This window comes from Arthrobacter mobilis, assembly GCF_012395835.1.
GTDB lineage: Bacteria > Actinomycetota > Actinomycetes > Actinomycetales > Micrococcaceae > Crystallibacter > Crystallibacter mobilis.
Genome location: NZ_JAAZSQ010000017.1, coordinates 22,494 through 44,104 on the forward strand (window position 1 = coordinate 22,494; position 21,611 = coordinate 44,104).

Sequence of the window (21,611 nt, forward strand, 5' to 3'; positions counted from 1 at the left end):
GTACTTGTCGGCGCGTCCTCGCCCCAGGCGCTCCACCGGCTGCTGGGCATAAGGTTGCGGCGGCCTGAAGAGGGTCCGGCGGGAGTCCAGATTCCGGGCCGGCCGTCGCCACGCCGTCGGGACCGGGGCCCGGGTGGCATGCTGGCAGGTAGGGGCCGTCCCGGGCATTGGGTTCCGGCATCCAATAAGCCAGGCAGCCCCAACCCCTCGAAAGCGCCGACCGGCATTCGCTGCCGGTCCATCGATTTGGTGGAAGCTCTGTTACGTGCCGGTTTAGGACTCGCCGGCAAGCGCTACTAGTTCGTCCTTTATGACCTTGCCGCTGGCATTCAACGGCAAGGCGTCCACGAAACGGATGCTGCTCGGCCGTTTGAAATTGGCCATACGGTCCCGGCACCACTCGGCCAGCTCGGCTTCGCTGACTCCGGCATCGCGGCGTACCACGCAGGCCAGTCCCACCTCACCGAGCCGTTCATCCGGCACCCCGGTGACCGCCGCAGCCAGCACCCCCGGGTGCGCCTGCAGCACCGCTTCGACCTCTGCCGGGTAGACGTTGAACCCGCCGACGATGTACATGTCCTTGATCCGCCCGGTGACCTTCAGATAGCCCCGTTCGTCGAGCACTCCCAGATCGCCGCTGCGCAGGTAGCCCTGAGCGTCGAGGAACGCCTCGTCCCTGCCCAGGTACCCCGCCATCAGGTTGTAGCCGCGCAGCGCGATCTCACCGGTTTCGCCTGGGGCAGCCTTGCTGCCGTCTTCGGTCAGCACCACCACCTCCACGCCCGGCACCGCCTTACCCGCGGTGGAAGCCACGGTGTCCCGGTCGTCGCCCTGCCGGGTCAGCGTCGCCACGCCCGTTCCTTCGGTGAAGCCGTAGGGGGAGAACACCTGGCCGAACCCGAACACGTCGTACATGTCGTAGATCAGCTGCGGAGGGACTGATGTCGCACCGGTAACGGCGATCCGCAGCGACGCGAGGTCGCGGCCAGGCAAGCTGGGATGCGCGAGCAGGGACTGGAAAACCGTCGGCGGTGCAGGATAAAACGAGATCCGCTCCCGCTCTATGATGTCCAGCGCGGCTTCGGCATCGAAGACCGGCATCGGGTAGGCGGCGGCACCGTGCAGCAGGCTGAGCAGCAGGCCGACCTTGAGGCCGAAGGCATGGAAGAAGGGGTTGGAGAGCAGGACGCGGTCCCCGGGGCGCACGCCCAGCAGCGACCCCCAGTTCCAGTAGGCCCGCACCAGCGCGCCGTGCCGCAGCATGGCACCCTTCGGCTGTCCGGTCGTTCCCGAGGTGAACAGGACCGTGGCAATGTCGTCCGGCGTGATCCGGCGGATGCGCTCGTCCAACTCGCCCTCCAGCACGGCCCCGCCCCCGGCCAGGAACGCGTGCAGGCCCGGGCTGTCCGGTGCGTCGATGTCCACGATCCGCGGCAGCTGCGGCAGCAGCCCGGAGGCCTCCCCGCAGAGGGCGCGCAGCTCCTCGGCGTAGCTGCGCCCGAGGAACTGCTCAACGGTGAAGACCAGCAGCGCGCCGGACCTGGCCAGGATATCGGCGGCTTCACGCGGAGTGTAGCGGGTATTTACGGGCACCAGTGCGGCGCCGCTGAGCTGGATGGCAAGGGCCAGCACGGCAAACTCGATGGAGTTGGGTGCCCAGATGGCCACCCGGTCCCCCGGCCTGACCCCCGCGGCGATCAGGCCGCGTGCGGCCCTCCGGGCATAACCGAGGTAGTCGCTAAAGCTCAAACGGCGCCCACCGCACACCAGCGCCGGGCGGCCCCCATATTGTTCCGCCGCCCACAAGGAGGCCGCAGCAATGGTGCGCACTCCGGCTGACGGATATTCGGTGACTTCGTCGTTCATCGTTCGTATCTCCGCGGGATTCTCGGCAGGAATGACGCCTGCTGGCAGGCATGAGGCCGGTTTCGGTGCCGGCATGGTTCGTGATTACGCGCCGTCGGCGAAGAAACGGTCCAGCCGGAAGGCCCGGATGGCGTTTTCGCCAAGGAACTTGCCCTCGACCTCCTCCGGCAGCCCGAGCTCCCGCGCCGAGGCAAGGGGACGCTGGAAGTCCAGCAGCGGCCAGTCCGAGGCGTAGATGCATTTGTCCTGCCCGTACCCGCCCAGAAACTTGCGGAAAGGGGCTTCGAAATGCTTGGCCAAGCGGGCCGAAGTATCGATATAGACGTTGTCGTGCTTCCACGCGACATGGATCATCTCGTCGACCCACGGCGACCCGACGTGGCCGCAGACGATGGTCAGGTCCGGAAAGTCGAGCGCAACCTCGTCGATATAGAGCGGCAGGCCCGACCGCGAAGGGAAGAGCGGCCCCGTGCCACCGACCTGTGTCTGGACCGCGAGCCCGAGTTCCTCGCACTTGGCGTACAGGGGGTAGAACACCCTGTCCGTCGGATCCCGCCAGAAGTAGAACGGTTCCAGTTTCATCGCGCAGACCGGGTAGTCCCGGGCCAGGCTTTCGAGTTCCCGCACCGCCTGCATGACGCCGTCGGTCGGGTCGACAGCGACAACCCCGACCAGCCGGTCGGGCCACTTATCCAGCGCCTCCAGAACCAGATGCCCCGGAACCACCGGGCCGCCCGAAACCAGCGACACATCGACGTCGGAGGCATCCATTTCCTCGATCATTTCCTCGAGTGAAATGCCGTTCTGCATCCTGTCGGTTCCGTACTTGCGGAAGACGTGCGCCGTGCGTTCGGGCATCACGTTGACCACTTCGCGGGTCCACGGCTGGATCCACGCATCAACCACCTTGGGACGGGCCTTCAGGTTCTTTATAGGAGCGGTCATCTCGCACCTTTCGGGGTCAGCGGTTCCAGGACCGGGGGTCAGGGGGTGCCGAAGCCGGAGATCCGCGGCGCGGTGCCGCAGGCCTTCAACAAGCGGGCGGTTTCCATGCCAAGTTCGGCGGCGGAGCCGAGGAACGGTGCGAAGAACTGGGCCCGCCGCACGAGCGGGGCCAGCGGGAATTCCTCGGTAAAGCCCATACCGCCGCACACCTGAAGGCCGTGCGCCACGGCCGTCTGTACCGCCTTCTTCGCCAGGGAAGTGGCGACAAGCACCGTCAGTTCCGTCTGGTCCGATTCGTCCCAGCTGCCGGCCAGAACCGACCGGGCCGCCGCGATGGCGACGCGCACATCCGCCAGGCGGTGCTTGACCGCCTGGTAGCTGCCGATGGGGCGCCCGAACTGGTGGCGTTCCGAGACGTGGGTCACCGCGATCCGGAGGCATTCCTCGGCTGCACCCACCAGCTGGTAGGCCAGGGCCCGCCGGGCGGTGCGCAGAGCCAGGCGGGCGTGCTCCGGTGCCAGCCGGTCGAGTACGGCGGCACTGCGGCCGGTGAGGCGGCCCGCCCGTACGCGGGCATCCGCGCCGTCAAGTCCTGCGACTTCGGATGGTTCCACCGGAGCGAGCCGGACGACGGCGGGCTGGCCGGCCGGATCGGTGACAAAGGCCAGGATTTTGTCGCCGGGCTCCACTCCGCCCAGGAACAGGCCGTCAAGCTCTGCGGAACCATCCGCGAACAGCTGTCCCGCGCCCGGCGAGGACGGGAGGGGATACAGCACGGCGTGGGACTGTTCGGCCACCACCGGGGCGCCGGCCTGCTCCAGCGCGTGAACGACGGCGGCATCCAGCGCACGCGACGCGAGGGCGGCCCGGCCCAGCTCTTCGCCGAGCACGCCGGTGGCCAGCCGCGGATCTTCCCCGGCCAGCTCGAACCATCCCAGCTCCAGGAGCGCTTTCCAGCCGACTCCTTCCGGGCTCTGGGCCACAAGGGCACGCGTGGATTCGCTGACGGCCTCGGCCAGCTCTTCCATCTCGTCGACCAACTCAGCCACGGGCTGCCTCCCTCGGAAGACCAAGCACACGCTCGGCCACGATGTTTCTCTGGACCTCGGCGGCCCCGCCATAGACGGTCGCGGCACGTGAATAGAACCATTCGGCCCGTTCGGTCCGTGCCTCGGCGCTGTCTCCGATAGCAAAGCCGCGCTCCCGTACGGCGCGCACCGCGTCATTGACCAGGTGCTCGGTCTGGCCGAGCAGGATCTTGTCAATTGACACCTCCGGACCGAGCCGTTCCCCGGCGGCGAGCCGCTTCACCGTTTCCCGGCACCGCATCCGCAGCGCAGTAAGGCTGATGTATGCCTCGGCTACGATCGACGCGGTGAGGGCGTCCGACTCGTCCAGCTCGGCGATAAGCCCCGAGAGGGTCGAATGCATAATGGCTTGGCGCTGCCACGCCCACATGCCGCGTTCGTACTGGAGCAGGTCCATTGCGACGCCCCAGCCGCCGTCGACCGGGCCGATCATATGGTCGGAAGGGACGTAGACGCCGTCTAGGAACACCTCGGAAAATTCCTCTTCACCGGTGAGCGTGAGCAAGGGCCGCACGTCGACGCCGGCAGCCTGCAGGTCGACCCAAAACAGGGTCAGGCCGCGGTGGCGCGAGTCGGGCGCGCCCGTCCGGGCGAGCACTCCGCACCAGTTTGAACGGTGTCCCAGCGAAGTCCAGACCTTCTGGCCGGTGATCCTCCAGCCTTGGCCGTCGCGCACCGCCCTGGTGCGCAGGCTGGCCAGGTCGCTGCCCGCCTCCGGCTCCGAGAAGCCTTGGCACCATAGTGCCCGGCCAGCCAGAAGCTCCGGAAGATATCGGGAGGCGATGCCCGGATTGTGGGCGACCAGTGCCGAGCCGAGGACCTCCAGGGCACCGACCTGTTCCGGCATGCCGAACCCGGCCGCGGTGATGGCGTCGTATAGTTCGGCGCGGAGCTCGGCGCTGCCGCCCCGGCCGCCGCTTTCGGCCGGCCAGCCCCAGCCGGTCAGGCCTGCAGCGTCGAGCCGGGCGAAGAATTCCAGGCTGCGGTCTATGCGGTCGTCCAGGGAGTCGGTCCGCCGTGGGTTACAGTCTTGCAGGGTATCGGAGTGTGCCCTCAGCCACTCCAGCACGTTCGGTGCGTCCACCTCTTGGCTCGCCACGGCCTCTGTCCTTTCCCATGTTCCGGGCCTGCGGGGCCCGAGGTCCTCTGGTCCGAAAACCGTCCCTAGTGCGCGGTCCATCCGCCGTCGACTGTCAGTGTCTGACCGGTGACATAACTGCTCATGTCGCTGGCGAGATAGAGCAGTGCACCGTCAAAGTCTTCCACCTGCCCGTGCCTGGGGATCAGTGTGTTACGTCCAATCCACTGCTGGATGTTTTCGCGGTTGATCACCTCGGCGGTGATCCCGGTTTCAATGAAGCCGGGGGCAATGGAATTAATCCGGATCCCGTAGCGGCTCCACTGGGCGGCCCATTCCCGGGTAATCGCTTCCAGCCCGCCTTTGGACGCCGAGTAGATCGCCTGCGGAAACCTGCCGATGCCCACGCTGGCCACAATGGACGTGACGTTGATGATCGACCCGCGGCCGCGTTCCTTCATGGCCGGGAACAGTGCCTGCGCCAGCCGGATCGGCGAAACAAGGTTGACGTTCAGGGTCGAGTGGATGATGTCCAGCGTCTCGTCTTCGGCCTTGACGCCGCCGGCGATGTAGGCCGCGTTGTTGACCAGGATGTCGATCGGTCCCAGTTCCTCGAGGGCTGCCCGCGCCAGCTCATCCGCCGCTTCCGGATCGGCCAGATCTGCCGGGAAGGGGACGCAGCCCTTGTATTGGCCGGCAAGCTCCTTGAGGGCCTCCTCCCGGCGGGCCACGATTCCGACGGTGGCGCCGGCCTCGGCCAGCACCTGTGCGAAACGGCGTCCTATTCCGGAGGATGCCCCCGTGAGCAGGGCCGTCTTGCCCTCGAGCGAGAACTGGGCAGCGGTTGTCATCATTGGTCCTCTCCGACGCCGGTATGGCGTCACTGGCCCTCCGGGCCTATGCACATGTTGCAACTACTATGGGGCGGTTGCACACCGTCAGTGCGCAAGTGCCCCCTCGGGGCGAACCGCTGACGGCAGGGGCGTAAAGAGATTGGTGAAGCGGTCGGTTCCCATCGACTCCACCACGGCAGCCTCAGTCTGGCTCAGCCCTGCCGGAAGACGCCGTACCGGCTGGGAAATCCGGGAGTACCAGGACACATTCGTCTCGTCGGCGAATCCCATGGCGCCGTGCAGCTGGTGCGCCCTGCGCATGACGGCGTCGGCGGCTTCGAGACCGGACAGCCGCAGGGACAGCGCGTCGGTCAGCCAGACCGGCTCATGATCGTCCTGCGCCAGGGACCACAGGGTGTACTTGGCCAGCTCAGCCAGGCTCTGGGCGGCGACCGTGAGATCAGTGAGCGTGAACTGCACGCTCTGGAACTTGGCCAGGGTGCGGCCGAACTGTTCGCGTTCCTTGACGTATGTGAGGGTATCGGCCCCGGCCCGCTCCAGGACGCCGAGCAGCCACCACATCTGCAGTGTTATTAGCAGCGCCGTTTCACGCTCAAGGGTTCCACAGGCCTCGCCCACCTGGACCTCGCCCGCAAAGCTGCCGAGTTTGGTGTGGAGGGAACCTCCGGTCGACAGAACCGGGCGCTGCAGGCCGGTCAGCTCAACCGCGCTCCAAGACAAGCCGAGGTCGGCGTGGGGGGCCACACGCCGGCCCGTGGAGGGTACCAGCAGCAGGCCTTCCGAGCCTTCCGGCGCCGCGAACCGCTCCGCGATGGGGTAGGCCAGGACATGCCGGCCCGCGGCACGGCAGGCGGCGGCCGCTGCCTCGAGCTGGACCTGGTCCGCCAGCGGCTCGATCTCCCAGAGGCCAAGCTCTTCGAGCAACGGGCCAATCAGCGCGGCACGGGCGGCCGGGTCAGCTTCCGCGCGGCGGGTCAGGTCAACACCGCCGGCGGCTGCCAGAGTGTCGTCTACGGCCTCGCCGAGCGCTACTGCCTCATCCGACAGCTGATTCTTCATCGCTTCCCCACCAATCTGTTCGCAAGCGCCAGGCGCTGCATTTCCAAGGTTCCCGATGCGACGGTCGAGGCCTGCGCGTAGCGCCAATGGTCCTCGACCGCGCGTTCAAAGATCCGTTCCGTGTCTTCGGTGCCAAGGCCCCAGCCGCCGACGATGTCCATCAGGACTTCGGCCACCTCCTGGTCGAGCAGGGTGACGGCGATACGGTAGGCCGCCGCGTCGGCGGGGTCCAGTAGGCCTTGGTCCTGGGCGGCCACGACCTTGTAGGCGAGCAGCCGGACCGAGCGGCTGTGCACAAGTGCCTTGGCCCAGCGCTGGTGGAGGCCTTGGGGAAGGTCCGCCCAGGCCTCGCCGAGCGCCCGGGGCGCCCACGAGAGGAGCTTGTCGCAACGGGCATACCGGGCGATGCCGATGCGTTCGAAGGCAAGCACGTCGTTGACGATCTTCCAGCCCTCGTTGATCCCGCCCAGGACGTCCCGGTCCGGCACCCACGCTCCGGTGAAGTACACCTCGTTGATATGGTGCCGGCCCAGCATGGAAGGAATCGGACGCACCTCGATTTCTGCCTGCTCCATGTCGACCAGGAAGACAGTGATGCCGTCCTTGCGGCTCTCCGGAGTGCCGGTCCGGGCAAGCAGGAAGCACCAGCGGGCCATCTCGGCGTAGGAAGTCCAGACCTTCTGCCCGTGGATGCGCCAGCCGCCTTCCTCGCGGACTGCCTTCGTACGCAGCGCGGGAAGATCCGATCCGGCTTCGGGTTCGCTGAAGCCCTGGCACCACAGCACGTCGCCGGCGGCAATCGGCGGCAGGTGCCGCTGCTGCTGGTCCTCATTGCCGTACCGCATCAGCACCGGCCCGATCCAGTTCAGTCCCATGTACTGGGCGCCCCGGGGTTCGTGGGCGGCCCACATTTCTTCCCGCAGTGCCGTCTGTTCCCAGCTGCTGGCTCCGCCGCCACCGAATGATTCGGGCCAGGTCAGGGCAAACAGCCGCTGCTCGCCTAGGATCCGGCTGAACCGCTGCGCTATCTCCAGATCATTCGGATTATCTGTAAAGGCGCCGAGATAAGACTTCGGAATGTGTTCTTCCACGAGGGCCCGCAGCCGGTGACGCAGTACCTGGACTTCATCCGCCTCAGCATAGTCAAGCATGGCGCTCCTTCATTCTTCGGTGCCGTTGCCGCAGCGGCCCGCTCCTGTGGGGCTCCTCCGGCGCAGAGGTTGGTGGGCAACTGAGCGCCCCGTTTTCATTTTTATTATAGTAATGATTGATAAGTCGTAATTCAAGACGTGGCGGAAGTGTTCCACCGGTGCTGGGCACCGGTGTCGGGCTACATCGGCGCCCGAGCCCGAGAGTCTCGCAAATGGCTTCGCTGGCCGGTCCGCTTCCACCGCAGCCACTTACTCCCTTATCAAAGCGAGTTCACCCTTTCCCATTGCTTCGGTGTCCGTGCCCTCCGCTCGACGCGACGGACCTGGCGGCGTGCGGCACCGTCGGCGAACGCTGCTTTTCCTTCAACACAACCCTCCGCGCTGCCCACCTTTTCCGCCCCTCGGCATGCAGGGGTCAGAGCGCACTGCACTTCAGCGACGGCAATGGCCAGTTAGGCCTAGCCGCCTGGCTCAGCAGCGAGAGGTCGCCGGTTTCGGCGCACAGTCACGGCCGACGGATCGGTGTCCCGTGGGGCACGGGGCCGCCTTCGGCATTGCCTCCGTTCACCCCATGGAGCACTGACATGGTTGCGACTCTCGCACATGACGATGCCTCTCGGCGGCACCGGGTGCCTGGGCCGGAAAAGGCGACTTTGGCCAGCCGGTGCGGGCAAATGCCACACCGGCCGGCGGATTCCCGCAGGAAACCCCTCAACGATTGCTCAAGCAGCAGCGCCTGGCCGGGAAATCCCGTCGGGCTGTTGCTTGTTCATCTAGACGCACTGCAAATCATTTATATGTTGACATATTCTGCTATTATTGTAAGATAACGGTTCTAAGGCTGTATCAACCGAATGAGCGGGGCTTCAGGCTTCTTCCCGCGCAGAGCTGGACCACCAACAACCGCAGGCCTGCCTCCATCGGACCGGGCGTCACCTCGACGACGAAGGGTCGCCACTTCGATGGCGAAGGACGAAGACGCAGTCCTGGCTCCCACACGTCCGTTGCCAGGCGCCGTACGCTCGTCAGCCGGGTCCGAACGCGCACGGACCGCTCGGCTCAACCCATTTTCAGAGGATCGGAAGGATCGGACCAAAGATGACAACCCCTACGATTGAAGCAGCCGCAGTGAGGACCGAGACTCAGGCCGAGAAGACCGCCAAGTGGGTCGGCATCGCCCGTTCACTCGCACCGCTTATTGAGTCAGAGCTCCCACAGGCCAGGAAGGAAGCGAACACTACGGCGAAGATCGTCCAGGCCTGGAAGGACGCGGGGCTCTACAAGGCGCAGCTGCCTGTGGAGCTTGGTGGTGACGGTGCAGACAATGTCACCATGATCAACGTCATGGAGGAGGTCTCACGACAGGATGCCTCCTCGGGCTGGACCTTTGGGGTCAACACCAGCGGGACGATCATCGCCGGCGTCCTCCTTGGGAAAGAGGCGTACTTGGAGCTGCTCGGCCCGAACGGCGATGGGATCGCCTGCGGCTTCGCCAACGGTATGCCCCCCGGAACCGCCAAGAAGGTCGAAGGCGGCTACCTCGTTAGGACCGACCCGATGCCGTTCGGTTCCGGGACGCTGCACGCGACCCGTGTCATCACGCTCCTCAACCTGGTCGATGACAACGACGAAAAGGTGATCGACGAGGACGGAAACCCGGTCGTCTTGACGGCCTATGTCGATGTGAAGGACGTCGAGTGGCTCCATAACTGGAACGCCTCCGGGCTGGAGAGCACCGGTTCCGGCCACTACCGCATCAAGGAGCATGTCCTCGAGGACAAGTGGTTCGCTACCTCCACCGGAGACAAGGTGACTGGTACCATCTTCGCCCAGGAGTTCTGGACGCCCGGGATCATTGCGCATGTCGGGGTGGCCCTCGGTATTGCGAAGCGGGTTATCGAGGAAGTCGCAAAGGCAACCGCGCGGAAACGGCGCGGCGCCGTCCCCGTCGTCGATGAGTACCCGCTGTTCCTCTATGAATTCGCCCGCATTGAGGCTGAGTACCAGTCAGCTCGTGCGTTCTGTCTTAAGGCTTACCAGGATGCCTGGAATGCGGCTGAGGCCGGGACGTTTTGCCAATTCAACATCACCCGCATCGACCAGGCAAATGCTTACCTGCACCGGCTCCTCGACGATATCGTCTCCACTGCGGCTCTGTGGGCAGGCTCGGCCGTAATCCCCAAGGACGGCGTGGTCGCGCGTTTCGTCGCCGACGCTCGATTGGTGATGAACCACCTCGTAGCCGACCCACAGCAGTTGGTCAAGGTCGCGCCGGCAATCCTCGAACGGTGGCGCGACGACTCCGCAGCCAAATCCTGATCGCGGAACGGATTCCGGGCAGACGCGGGGCCCGGAATCCGTTCCGGCATCAGATAGGAATCGGTCCTCTCCTGAGACGGGCCCGAATAGCAAGGAGTAATTGTGCAGTCTACCGCGGTCTCTTTTGATGGGGCATCATTGTCGCTTTCGCTCATTACCGAAAAGGTCGATGTTCCGCCGGTTGGGGGGCTCATTGCTCGGGTCACTATGGCCGGGATTTGCGGTACTGACGCTCATCGCCTCGTTGGCGACGTACCCAAGGAAGACGCACCGATTTCTTTCGGCCACGAAGCGGTTGGGGTCGTGGCCGAATTGGGTGTTGGCCGTGTGACCGATTGGCACGGCCAGAATCTTGCTGTTGGTGATCGCATAACCTGGTTCCCGCCCGCCGCAGGTTGCGGTCACTGCCAGAATTGCCTTGACGATTTCTTTTTGCTTTGTGAAGAAGAGACCTGGCCTTACCCTTCGTCGAGACCAAATCCGGCCGGTTTTCAGCAGTATGCCACCCTTTCTGCACGAGTGCCGGTGTACAAGGTTCCCAATGACATTCCGGACGAGGCCTACGTTGCATTCGGATGCGCGTTGCCAACCGCCGTCAACGGAATGGACGTGCTCGGCCAGATCCTCCCCGCCCAAACGGTGCTGGTACAGGGCTGCGGTCCGGTCGGCCTTGCGTCCATAGCCTTGGCGACACTAGCAAGTCCCGCACAACTCATTGTGATTGGTGCTCCGGCAAAGAGGCTCGAATGGGCCACGCGGCTTGGCGCGACGACGGCGCTGGACATAACGACGACGACTCAAGCAGAGCGCGCTGAGCGAGTGCGAGAACTGACTGACGGCCGGGGTGCCGACGTGGTGATCGAGGCTGCTGGCCAACCCGCAGCCTTCACTGAGGGCATCGAGCTCCTGGCCAGACGCGGACGCTATCTTATCTCCGGTTTGTTCTCCGGCTCACGCACAGTCGAAGTGAATCCCGTGCTCATCAATAACCGCAGCCTGCACATCATGGGCAACTTGGGCGGTAAGCGCGGGAACCTAGGAAACGCGGTGGCTCTGGCCTCTCGGCTTCAGCGACGTTTCGCGATCGCCGACCTAGTCACTGACCGGTTCGAACTTGCGGAAATCGCCACCGCGATCCGAAGTTCCGGCATTGGATTGTCTACAAAAACAGTCGTCGTGCCTTAGACTGCAGAAGTAGGAGCGTATAGACGTATCGCTGTCGCCCCGATAGCGGGCATCCACTGTCCGCGGCCGGCTGGATTGGCCAGCCAAAGTCGGCTACGACTATCACCCCGCTTCCAACGGGACGCCAAAAGGGCCGCAACCACGGGCTCGGTCCTGCCTCGCGTGCACTGCGCCAGCAAAAACTTCAAGACCTGGTCACCAGGCACCCGCCGTTTGGTGGGTAGCGAGCACCTGCGGGCTTACCTTGACGAATTCATGTTCCGCTACAACCGTCGCGGCACTCCGGTGTTGGCGTTCCAGTCGTTGATCGGCCGGGGAGCACAACAGGCTCCCGTCACGCCTACGTGATGCTCCTGCAGCTTTCCGTTCGTTTCTCGGGTAGGTTTTGCTCGGTCAGCCAGCATCTGTATTCATTGGCGAGGCCGTCGTCCCGCTGAGTCCTCGTTCGGCCCAGGAAAGGGCGTGTGGCCAGGCGTTGAAGTTCCCGGCCGCATCCCGGAGGGTTGTCGCGAGTTGCTTTCCTGCCGGGCGCAAATCTGTGATGACGGACGCCGGCTTAGGGTTTGTCATTGAGAAGTAGATCTCGCGCGAACGTAACGTTTGACATGGCGCATGATCTCTTTCTGGCTCTTGCCTTCCTTGGTACGCCGGAGAACATGGTCCTTGTGGGCCGATCGATAGCCATTCGGGAAATCACCACGCGCTGGATGGCCTTGTTGGTGGCCCTGTCTCCGCCGTGCCTGAGCCGGCGGCGGCAGTTTTCCCGAGGGCGTGGGGATGGGGCGGGGCCCGCAAGGGCTACACCCTGAGCTTCGTTGCCGATGCGTTAGTGTTGTCTCCCATCGTGACGAGGACACCGCTGGCATCTTGAAAATCCGGGCCACACGCGGAATCTGGACTGCGAAATCGGCGAAGCAAATAGAACAGTTGACCCAGGAAGGCTTTCCCTGCGCCCAGTCGCCGAGCCCGCCCGGGGGAAATCCAGTACGTTGCCGGGAAACAGCCTGCGGTGGCCGGCAAAAACCCACGGCGCGTCAGCGCAGCGCTGAAGTAGTGGTCGTCCTCGTACCACCGGCTGTAGTCTCGCTCCTTGCCAGGCCAGGGCTCGGTCAGTGTGACCAGGGCGGTGCCAACGCCGACCTTGTGACCGGCACCGCGGGCAAATGCCTCGGTGGATCTTTCAGTCCGCTCAGTTCCCTTCTGCTGCCTGCCCTGTTACTTGCTGCTCACGGGGACGAGGCCGAGCTGTTCGTCGGTCCAGGCCGACTTCACGCCCGAACCGCCTGCGCGCGGATGCACGCCTTCAACGAAGTTGCGCATGTAGGAGGCAAGGTATTTGATGAAGGATTCCCCGACTGCCTGGCCGCGAAGATACTCCGGTGTGACCGGCAGCCAGCGGGGCTTGAATGCGGGGTCTCCGGATACCCGGTTCGGGTAGTCGCCGTGCAAGATCGCCACCTTGCCCAGCGCCACGTAGTCCGCCCCGGCGTCGAGGCAGGCCCGGGCGGTTTCCGGATCAACGATCCGTCCGGCGACGCCGACACGAACGGGACCGCGGTCGAGTTCCAGGAAATGGGCCATGATGCTTTTGCCGTGGGCCCGTTCGTCGTCGGGTTCCTTAAAGATGTTCCACAAGGACATGTCGAGATAGTCGATCAGGGCCTCGTCCAGCAGCCGCTGAACGGTCTCGCGGACGTCGAAGAAGTCCTGGCCGTAACGTTCCGGAGAGATCCGGATGCCGAGCTGGAAGTCCTTGCCGCACCGCCGGCGGATGGCATTGACCACCCGGAACAGGAGCCGGCTGCGGTTTTCGAGGCTGCCGCCGTATTGGTCCGTTCGACGGTTGATCGTCCGGCTGAGGAACTGGGCGATGAGGTAGCCGTGCGCACCATGGATCTGAACCCCATGGAAGCCTGCCGCCTCTGCCCGCGCCGCGGCGTCAGCAAAGCTGTCGATGACGGCTTCAATTTCCTCGACCGTGAGGGCGCGCGCGCCGGTTTCGGCATCCGCGGAAGGACCAACGCGGCCGGTGCTGTCGGCCCGGATGCCCGCGTGGTTGAGCTGGACGCTGGCTACGCTGCCGGCGCCGGCAAGGGCGGAGGCCAGCTTCCGCAGCCCGGGCAGGTGCATGTCATCGTACACGCCGATCTCGCCTGGGAAGCCACGCCCGCAGGGCTGGACGGTACTGGCGCAGGTCACGATGTGTGCGAATCCGCCGCGGGCCCGGCGGAGGAGCCAGCTGATTTCCTGGTCCGAAACCGTGCCGTCGAGGTTGCTCTGCTTGTTGGTCATGGGTGCCAGCATGAAACGGTTCTTCATGGCCGGCCCGCGAGAAAAACTTAACGGCGTGAACAGCGGATCCATGCGGCTCCTTCCGGGAATGCGTTCGGTCGGTGACGCCGCACCGGCGGGCAGGGGAAGCCTCCCCACAGCCGTGCCGCGGAGGAGCCGCCAGCTGGTGCCAGCGCGGCTGGCAATTCTGCCCCAACGCTAGCACGGCCGAAGGTACATTGATAGATATGATTTATATGTTGGAGGGAGGGAATCGAATTTTCCTGCCGCCCCTATCGACGCCGAGCCCGCCGGTGGTCCTCGCTACCGCCCGCCCTGTCCGAAACCGCCCATGCAGCAGCCGGTGGCCGCATGGCTGACGGTTCCGTCCCGCGCTCAGGCTTGCATCGGCGAATTCGCCGGCACGGACGCGACCCCGTTTGCTGCCGTCCCGCCCCGGCCCACCAATGCGTAAAACTGCCTTCCATGGAGGTGGCGTGCTTGGAGCTGGAGTCGCGGCCCAAGGCAATTCTTGCGGCGCAAATATCTAACATGATTATAATCTTTGAGATAATTTAAGCGGACAAGGGCGCGGCCAGACGCTTGGAATCCACCACGCGCGTTCCGTGCGATTTGACTCAGCGCACCTTCAAGCAGATCGGTGAGAATATGAGCGACCAGGAGAAGATTGTCCTTCTCGACGGAGCCCGAACCCCTATCGGCAGTTTCGGCGGTGCCTTCAAAAACGTGCCGGGGCATGAACTTGGAGCCGTGGCGGCGAAGGCGGCACTGGAGCGCTCCGGGGTGGACGCCGCCGAGATTGACGAGGTCGTCATGGGCTGCATTGGACAGGTCGGTCCGGATGCCTACAATGCCCGCCGGGTGGCCCTGGCCGCGGGACTGCCCAAGAACATCCCCGCCTACACCGTGAACCGGCTGTGCGGGTCCGGGCTGCAGGCCATCTGGTCCGCGGCGATGCAGATGCGCTGGGGCGGGGCGGACTTCGCGCTGGCTGGCGGAAACGAATCCATGACCAGGATGCCCTTCTACGACTTCGGTGCCCGCAACGGCTACCGGCTCGGGGACCGTGCCCTGGTGGACGGCACTGTCGCGATCCTGACCGACCCCTTCCACGGCATCCACATGGGGGTAACGGCCGAAAATGTCGCCCGCAGGTACCGCGTCTCCCGTGCCGAGCAGGACGAGTTCGCCCTCGAATCCCAGCGCCGGGCCGCCGCCGAGACCGCCCGGACCGCCTTCGCCGAGGAAATCGCCCCCGTCCATGTGGGCGGCCGCAAGCCGTTCACGGTCGAGGTAGACGAACATCCCAAGCCCGGGACCACCTTGGAAGCGCTGGCAAAGCTGAAACCGGCCTTTGAGGACGGCGGCACCGTGACCGCTGGCAACGCCTCGGGCATCAACGACGGCGGGGCCGCCGTCGTGCTCGCGCGCGAATCGGTTGCAGCCGAGCGCGGCCTCACCGGCCTGGTGACCCTGGAGGCAGTGGCCACCTCGGCCATGGCGCCGGACCTGATGGGCTACGCTCCGGTTTTCGCGCTGCAGAAGCTCTTCGAGCAGACCGGCACTACCCCTGCCGACATTGACGTGGTCGAACTGAACGAGGCGTTCGCCGCGCAGGCAGTCGCGGTGATCCGGGATGCCAAGCTGAACCCGGAGAAGACCAATCCTTACGGCGGCGCCATCGCGCTGGGTCATCCGGTCGGTGCCACCGGTGCGATCCTTTCGCTCCGGGTAGCAAAGGACCTGGTCCGTCGCGACCGTGAACTGGGCATCGTCACCATGTGTATCGGCGGCGGACAGGCCATGGCGGCGCTCTTCCGTCGCCATGGATAGGACGGGCGTGGCCGGTTTCCGGCCGCGTCTCGTCGCACATAGCGTATCCTTTATATGAAGATAACTTTAGATTCTTAAGAACGGTCCGGCACCAAGAACCCAGCGGGTGAACCAACCCCAGAACTACCCGCCCAATCCCCTGGAGGTCTCCGTGAGTGAACTCTTGGATGCGCAGCGACCCGCGGCGTCGCAAATCCATCAGGTGCGCGTCGCCGAGTCGGTGGCCAGCGAACTGCGGGCACGCATCCTCCGGGGCGAGTTCTCCAGCGGAATGCTGCCCAAGCAGGAGGATCTTCGTGACGAGTACGGCATCAGCCACCCTTCCCTGCGGGAGGCGCTGCGCATCCTTGAAACTGAGGGGCTGGTCACGGTACGCCGGGGCAATGTCGGCGGCGCGTCGGTCCATCGCCCGGGCGAGGGCAGGTTCGGCTACTCCCTGGGGATTGCCCTGCAATCGGCCGGCACGCGGATCGACGAGCTGGCAGCCTCGCTTGCCCGGTTGGAACCGCTGTGCGCGCGGTTGTGCGCCGAAAACCCCAACCGCGGCACTGAGGTTGTCCCGAAGCTGCGCAAAGTCTTGGCACAAGCACCCCACGACGACGAGGGTGTCTCCTTCACCCGGTCCTCCCGCGACTTCCACGCTGCTGTCGTGGATCTGTGCGGAGATTCGCCTATCCAGCTCATTGTCGGCGGTCTGGTCCGGCTGTGGACGGCTCAGGAGGAAGCCTGGGCAGAGACCTTAAGCTTGGAGGGCGAATATCCCGGCCATGAGGCCCGCGCGCACGCCACGAAGGCCCATGCGCGGCTGGTCGACCTGATCGATGCCGGCAATGCGGATGAGGCCGAGGCCTACTCGCGCAAGCACATCGTTGCGACGCAGCAGCTGGTGATCGCCAAGGTCGACGGCCGCGTCGTCGATGCATCCTCCACCCGAGCGCGGCGGCACCTGCTGAGCGCATAGTCCACCATCCCAAGGGCAGCGATCCTCGGGATTCCGGGGATCGCTGCTTCCGGCGCCGGCCGCTGCCGGATCAGTTTAGGCGTCCGCGGTTTCCTTATGCCGGAGCCGGGCATCGGCAATGGCCGGGGCAGCCTTCACCATTGTGATCGGGGTGAGCAGTACGTGGATCTTTGCCGCCGCGATATCGCGTGTGGTGCGGCCCAACGCGCTCGGGTCCGGAGTGGCTGCGTGCCGCCCCAGAGGTGGCAGAAGCTGATCACGTCGTCGGCGACCGTATGGATCCAGGTGGTCGCCGGGCGCAGCCGCGCGTTTTGCTCCGGTATGATGGAGCCCTTGGCGTCGGCACCTTCGGCGGCATTTTCGAACGCCGCAAGCGCGTAGGCCCGGGCTCCCTGGTGGGCGGCGTCCTTCCGGGCGAAGCCGTGGAGGAAAACAAGGTAGTCCCCCACTCGGACAGGGTAGCCCTGGCGGGACTTGCCGTCGACGAGCTGCACAACTTCCTCGAGCGCCCGCTTTATTATGCCCAGCATGACACCGGCATGGCGGGCGGTGCCGAGGCCCATCGGACCGAGGCTGTAGATGGCTTCGGACCGGTTCGCCGTCGTCGAGAAGGTGGACTTGAGGTGCTTGTCCGGAATGAACTGCTCGGGAAGTTCGTAACCGACGCTGCCTGAGGCCACCAGGCCCATGACGTCGCAGTTGTCATGGAAGACGATGCTGTCCCGGGGGACGAAGCCGAACAAGCGGTCGGGCAAGCCGTTCTCGAGGATCTTGGGTTCCCCTTGCTCGTCCACGACCTAGATGCCGCAGCCGATCCAGGTGGCGTAGGCCGGACCGCTGCCCAAGCGCAGTCTGCCGCTGCCCCACGGTCCGCCTCGACGGCACGGCACACCGGCGCGGAGAATCCCGCTGTAATGGCCTTGGCTCCGCCACTGAAGAGTTCGCGCCCCCTCCTCGGGAAGGAATCCCGACGCGGCCCAGAGGTCGATGGAATTCGCCATGAAGGCCCACCCCGTCGAACCATCCGCCCTGGAGATTTCCTCCATGGCCTCAATGATGTCCACCCCGCCCCAGCGAGTTCGCCGGGAAACCAGCATCCAGAACAGCCCCTATTCCTTCAGTGCCTCAACGACCGGCCCTGTCACTTTGCGTTGCTGCTCGGCGGCGTCCGCTTCCGACGCGATGGATCGCTGCGATGGACTTGGCGCGTGCGAGGTACTCACCCGCGCCAACTGCTGCGGACCGTTCCGCCGTAAGGCCGATCGTCGTGTCAGTACCCTCCCCCTGGAACCGCGTTTGCTGCAGACGGGGCCACGCCGGGCTCGCCCCGGAGCCGCTCCATCGCTGTGGCGTAGTTCATAATTGCTGTTATCTGAAAGATAAAAATTGTTAAGCGCGGTGCTCAGCGTTGCCCGGAAGCAGCGAGTGCTGTTTCCGTCCCGTCGCCCCCAGGGGTGCCGCCCGATCCTGAGGGGGCGGCGCCGGAATTCCGTCCGCGCCTGGAGCCTGCCAGTCGCGCCCTCAGGCGGCTGCTTGCTTTTTCAATAAGACCGGCCAGACCTTCCGGAGCGAACAGCATCATGAGTACTACGGCCAGCCCGATGTAGAGCGGCGGTTCCTGGAGAGGCCCGGAAATCCACTGCGGCAGGCCCTCACCGAAAGCAGCCGTGCTCATGCTGCCCAGCCGGATGTTGGCCACGCCGTACAGGAACCCGCCAAGCGCTGCCCCCCACAGGCGTCCGGTGCCTCCGAACACCACCATGACCATAATGAGCAGCGCAAAGTCCGTTCCCGCAATGCCCGGATAGGCCACCCTGGCAACCAGCAGGTAGACAAAACCGCACAACACGGCCAGCATCGACGAGAGCACAAAGGACAACAGCCTGAAACGGTAGGTGTGCAGGCCCAGGAGTTCGACCCGCAGGGGATTCTCCTTCAGTCCCTGCAGGACGTGCCCAGCACGCGAACCGACGCTCTGGCGCAGGAGCAGGTAGATGGTCACCGCCAGCACCAGGGCGATCCAGTACACCGTACCGATGCCGGCCACACCCCGTACTGCTTGGGGAAGGAGGGAACCGGCTACTGTGATGCCTTCGTCGCCGCCGAACATCTTGGTCGGGTTTCGCTCGACGAAAATCAGGAACGCCTCGGCGAACGCCATGGTGACCATCGCGAAGGCGATTCCCGAGGTCCGCAGCGCCACCGCCCCAATGATGAGCGAAAGCAGGAGGCATGCGGCCAGGGCCAGAAGCAGGGCGGTTCCGAAGGGGGCGCCTGCCCCCACCATCAGCACCGCAGGAAGGTAAAGCCCCAGGGCGAACCACAAGGTATGGCCGAACGACAATAGCCCGGTGTAGCCGAAGAGCAGGTCAAAGGTCATGGCAAGGGCGGCGAAGATCAAACCCACGGCGATGATCTGCATGGTCCCCAGGGAACCCAGCGGTCCGTCGAAGACCAGCGGGACCGAGACGTTAGACAGGAACGGCACGGCCGCGAAGAGGGCCACGGCGATGGCCAGGGGAACGTTCCTTGCTGCTGTGCGCTTCATGCTGCAACCTTTCCGAGCAGGCCCCGCGGCCTCACCAGAAGCATCACCGCGAGCAGGAGGACAGTGACGAGGTCGCCGGCGCCGGGCGGCCCGTAATAGTTGACGAACTGCTGAAGGACGGCGACGACGAGCGCCGCCAGCGCCGTGCCTTCCAGGGATCCCAGTCCGCCGACGATGATCACGATGAACGCGAAAATCAGCTGCTGCGTGCCCAGCTCCGGCGTGACGCTGCCAAAAAACACCCCGGCCAGCACCCCGCCGAGGCCGGCCAGGCCCGAGCCGATGACAAATAGCAGGGTGAATGACTTGGAGACGTTGATGCCCAACGCCATCACCATGGACCGGTTGTTCACCCCGGCGCGGATGATCAGGCCATGTTTGGAACGCCGCAGGAAGACGACCGTGGCGAGGAACAGGATCAGGGCGATCCCGACGATCACCAGCCTGCTGTTGACCACGCGGCTGCCCGCAATGACGGTGACCTCGTCGAACCAGGCCGGCTGCTTCAAGGTGAGCGGATCATGCCCGAGCCACCCGCCCAGGAATGCGGTCATCGCGAAAGCCAGGCCCAGGGTCAACAGCATCTGGGCATAGGGGCGGCCGTAAAGCCGGGCCAGCAGTCCCTTTTCGATCAGGATGCCGAGCATTGCGCCGGCCAGGGTGGCCAGCACCAAGGCGGCTGTAAAACGGAGCCAGTCAGGTTCGACGGGAAGGTACTCCAGGGCTGCCCAACCCACGAAACCCCCGACCGCGAAGATAGCCCCATGGGCCAGGTTGAGCACCCGCATCAGTCCGTAGATTAGCGAAAGCCCGGACGCCAGCAGGAAATAGATTCCGGCCAGGCCCAAACCGGAAATGAGCAGCGAAATGACGTCATTCATTGCCACGGCCACCAACCGCCTTGGGCCTGATATCGACGCCAAGCCACCGCGAGGTCGCTTCCGTATCCCGAGCGAAATCCTCCATGGGGCCCGAATAAACAAGGCGCCCCTGGTCCAAGACGAGGGCGTGGTCCGCTAGGCGTGCGGCCACCGCGAGGTTCTGTTCGACCAACAGGATGGTGGTGGTGGCCTTGACCTGCTCGATGGCCTGTACCACCTCCGTTACAACGGCGGGGGCCAGACCCTTGCTGGGCTCGTCGATCAGCAGGATCTTATTGTCGTTGAGCAGCGCCCGTGCGATGGCGATCATCTGCTGCTGGCCGCCCGACAGCGTTCCGGCGCGCTGCTGTGCACGTTCGTGCAGGATGGGGAAGAGCTTGTGCACCTGCTGCAGCCGCGCCTGGGATTCGGGTCCGCGCATTGCCAGCCGCAGGTTCTCGGCAACCGTCAAATCGGCGAAGACTTCCCGGTCTTCCGGAACGTAGCCAATGCCCTGTCGCACCCGTTCATCGACTTTGAGCGGCTTGAGGTCGGTGCCTGCCATCGACATCCGGCCCGTGGCCGCCAGCAGCCCGACAACGGCAAGCAAGGTCGTCGTTTTGCCGGCGCCGTTGCGCCCCAGCAGCGCTGTGACGGCGTTCGGCGGCATCTCGAAGGAGACGTCCCGTAGAACGTGCGCTTCCCCCCTGTGGACATCGACGTTCCGCAGTGAGAGCACACTGGTGGAGGCGGTCCAGGACCGTACCGGTGACGCCTGGGTCCTTGTCATTTCACAATCCCTCTCCCAGATAGGCCTTCTGCACCGTTGGATCGGACAAAACCACGTCCGGGGAATCGACCATGAGGAGACCGCCGTTGTGCATCACTGCGATGCGGTCCGAGATGCTGGCCACCAGCTCGATGTGGTGTTCAACCATTACGACCGTGTTGCCTTCCCGGTGAATGCCGCGCGCGATGTCAATGAGCACGTCGACTTCCTCAGCGGCAGCTCCCGACGTCGGCTCGTCAAGCAGCAGCAGCTTCGGCCGCTGCACGGCCAGGATGGCCAACTCCAGCTTGCGTTTATCGGCGTGGGTCAGCTCGCCTGCCTGCTTGTAGGCGACGCCCTGCAGCGCGGAGCGCTCCAGGGCGTCCCTCGCCAGTTCCGTAGCCCGATCGTTCCGGCGCGGCCGCCGGAACAGGGACCCGCTGCCGCCCAGACGCGCCTGCGCGGCCAGCCGGACGTTTTCCAGGACCGTCCGTTCCAGGAACACGCTGGAGGTCTGGAAGGTCCTGGCGATTCCGGCCTTGGCCCGGTCGGCGGGTCCGCGGCGGGTGATGTCGGTCCGGCCAAACCGGATGGCCCCTGCCGTCGGGCGGACGACGCCGGAAACCAGGTTGATCAGACTGGTCTTTCCGGCGCCGTTCGGTCCGATGACGGACAGGAATTCCCCCTGCGTGACCCGGAGCGAGACACCACGGATGATGTGGATGCCGCCGACGCTCCATGAGAGGTCCTCGGTTTCCAGGATCTCGCCGGCCTCTGCGACGCTCATGGTCTTCCCTTCGCTG

Annotated in this window: 17 protein-coding genes; 4 read left to right on the forward strand and 13 right to left on the reverse strand. The window is 65.1% G+C overall.

Annotated features, from left to right (window positions below; translation table 11 throughout):
- Positions 1-273 precede the first annotated feature (273 nt).
- From HGG74_RS15345 to HGG74_RS15375, 7 genes are all read right to left on the reverse strand, one after another.
- On the reverse strand, positions 274-1,866 hold the full coding sequence (locus HGG74_RS15345; protein ID WP_205762013.1) for an AMP-binding protein: 1,593 nt from the start codon (positions 1,864-1,866) through the stop codon (positions 274-276).
- A gap of 84 nt (positions 1,867-1,950) precedes the next feature.
- On the reverse strand, positions 1,951-2,811 hold the full coding sequence (locus tag HGG74_RS15350) for an amidohydrolase family protein (RefSeq protein ID WP_168487732.1): 861 nt from the start codon (positions 2,809-2,811) through the stop codon (positions 1,951-1,953).
- A 38-nt stretch (positions 2,812-2,849) separates the two neighbouring features.
- Positions 2,850-3,860 carry an acyl-CoA dehydrogenase family protein gene (locus HGG74_RS15355; protein WP_168487733.1) on the reverse strand — a complete coding sequence of 337 codons (1,011 nt, stop codon included), beginning with the start codon at positions 3,858-3,860 and terminating at the stop codon, positions 2,850-2,852.
- Positions 3,853-4,998 carry an acyl-CoA dehydrogenase family protein gene (locus tag HGG74_RS15360; RefSeq protein ID WP_205762015.1) on the reverse strand — a complete coding sequence of 382 codons (1,146 nt, stop codon included), beginning with the start codon at positions 4,996-4,998 and terminating at the stop codon, positions 3,853-3,855. The genes HGG74_RS15355 and HGG74_RS15360 overlap by 8 nt, the downstream gene beginning before the upstream one ends.
- Positions 4,999-5,063: 65 nt before the next feature.
- On the reverse strand, positions 5,064-5,831 hold the full coding sequence (locus tag HGG74_RS15365) for an SDR family NAD(P)-dependent oxidoreductase (protein WP_168487735.1): 768 nt from the start codon (positions 5,829-5,831) through the stop codon (positions 5,064-5,066).
- 84 nt (positions 5,832-5,915) lie between these two features.
- Entirely contained in the window at positions 5,916-6,890 is a 975-nt protein-coding gene (locus HGG74_RS15370; protein WP_168487737.1) for an acyl-CoA dehydrogenase family protein, read from the reverse strand.
- Positions 6,887-8,041 carry an acyl-CoA dehydrogenase family protein gene (locus HGG74_RS15375; RefSeq protein ID WP_168487739.1) on the reverse strand — a complete coding sequence of 385 codons (1,155 nt, stop codon included), beginning with the start codon at positions 8,039-8,041 and terminating at the stop codon, positions 6,887-6,889. The genes HGG74_RS15370 and HGG74_RS15375 overlap by 4 nt, the downstream gene beginning before the upstream one ends.
- A gap of 1,098 nt (positions 8,042-9,139) precedes the next feature.
- Here HGG74_RS15375 and HGG74_RS15380 point away from each other — a divergent pair.
- On the forward strand, positions 9,140-10,360 hold the full coding sequence (locus tag HGG74_RS15380) for an acyl-CoA dehydrogenase family protein (protein WP_168487741.1): 1,221 nt from the start codon (positions 9,140-9,142) through the stop codon (positions 10,358-10,360).
- 102 nt (positions 10,361-10,462) lie between these two features.
- Positions 10,463-11,545, forward strand: a complete 1,083-nt coding sequence (locus HGG74_RS15385; RefSeq protein ID WP_168487743.1) for a zinc-binding dehydrogenase — start codon at positions 10,463-10,465, stop codon at positions 11,543-11,545.
- A 1,215-nt stretch (positions 11,546-12,760) separates the two neighbouring features.
- Here the strand turns inward: HGG74_RS15385 and HGG74_RS15390 are convergent.
- Positions 12,761-13,909 carry an NADH:flavin oxidoreductase gene (locus HGG74_RS15390; protein WP_168487744.1) on the reverse strand — a complete coding sequence of 383 codons (1,149 nt, stop codon included), beginning with the start codon at positions 13,907-13,909 and terminating at the stop codon, positions 12,761-12,763.
- A 576-nt stretch (positions 13,910-14,485) separates the two neighbouring features.
- On the opposite strand from HGG74_RS15390, the gene HGG74_RS15395 reads away from it, so the two are divergent.
- Both HGG74_RS15395 and HGG74_RS15400 read left to right on the forward strand, forming a co-directional pair.
- Positions 14,486-15,670 carry a thiolase family protein gene (locus tag HGG74_RS15395; RefSeq protein ID WP_168487745.1) on the forward strand — a complete coding sequence of 395 codons (1,185 nt, stop codon included), beginning with the start codon at positions 14,486-14,488 and terminating at the stop codon, positions 15,668-15,670.
- Between the two features lie 151 nt (positions 15,671-15,821).
- Positions 15,822-16,631, forward strand: coding sequence for a FadR/GntR family transcriptional regulator (locus HGG74_RS15400; protein WP_205762016.1), 810 nt, complete (start codon positions 15,822-15,824; stop codon positions 16,629-16,631).
- A gap of 134 nt (positions 16,632-16,765) precedes the next feature.
- Here HGG74_RS15400 and HGG74_RS22150 read toward each other — a convergent pair whose 3' ends face one another.
- From HGG74_RS22150 to HGG74_RS15425, 5 genes are all read right to left on the reverse strand, one after another.
- Positions 16,766-17,425 (reverse strand): acyl-CoA dehydrogenase family protein, encoded by a 660-nt coding sequence (locus tag HGG74_RS22150; RefSeq protein ID WP_168487747.1) that lies wholly within the window; start codon positions 17,423-17,425, stop codon positions 16,766-16,768.
- Between the two features lie 608 nt (positions 17,426-18,033).
- A complete protein-coding gene (locus HGG74_RS15410) occupies positions 18,034-19,053 on the reverse strand; it encodes a branched-chain amino acid ABC transporter permease (protein WP_168487749.1) in 1,020 nt (339 codons plus the stop codon).
- A gap of 122 nt (positions 19,054-19,175) precedes the next feature.
- Positions 19,176-20,060 carry a branched-chain amino acid ABC transporter permease gene (locus HGG74_RS15415; RefSeq protein WP_168487845.1) on the reverse strand — a complete coding sequence of 295 codons (885 nt, stop codon included), beginning with the start codon at positions 20,058-20,060 and terminating at the stop codon, positions 19,176-19,178.
- Positions 20,053-20,829, reverse strand: coding sequence for an ABC transporter ATP-binding protein (locus tag HGG74_RS15420; RefSeq protein WP_168487751.1), 777 nt, complete (start codon positions 20,827-20,829; stop codon positions 20,053-20,055). The genes HGG74_RS15415 and HGG74_RS15420 overlap by 8 nt, the downstream gene beginning before the upstream one ends.
- Before the next feature lies 1 nt (position 20,830).
- Positions 20,831-21,595, reverse strand: a complete 765-nt coding sequence (locus tag HGG74_RS15425) for an ABC transporter ATP-binding protein (RefSeq protein WP_168487753.1) — start codon at positions 21,593-21,595, stop codon at positions 20,831-20,833.
- Positions 21,596-21,611 lie beyond the last annotated feature (16 nt).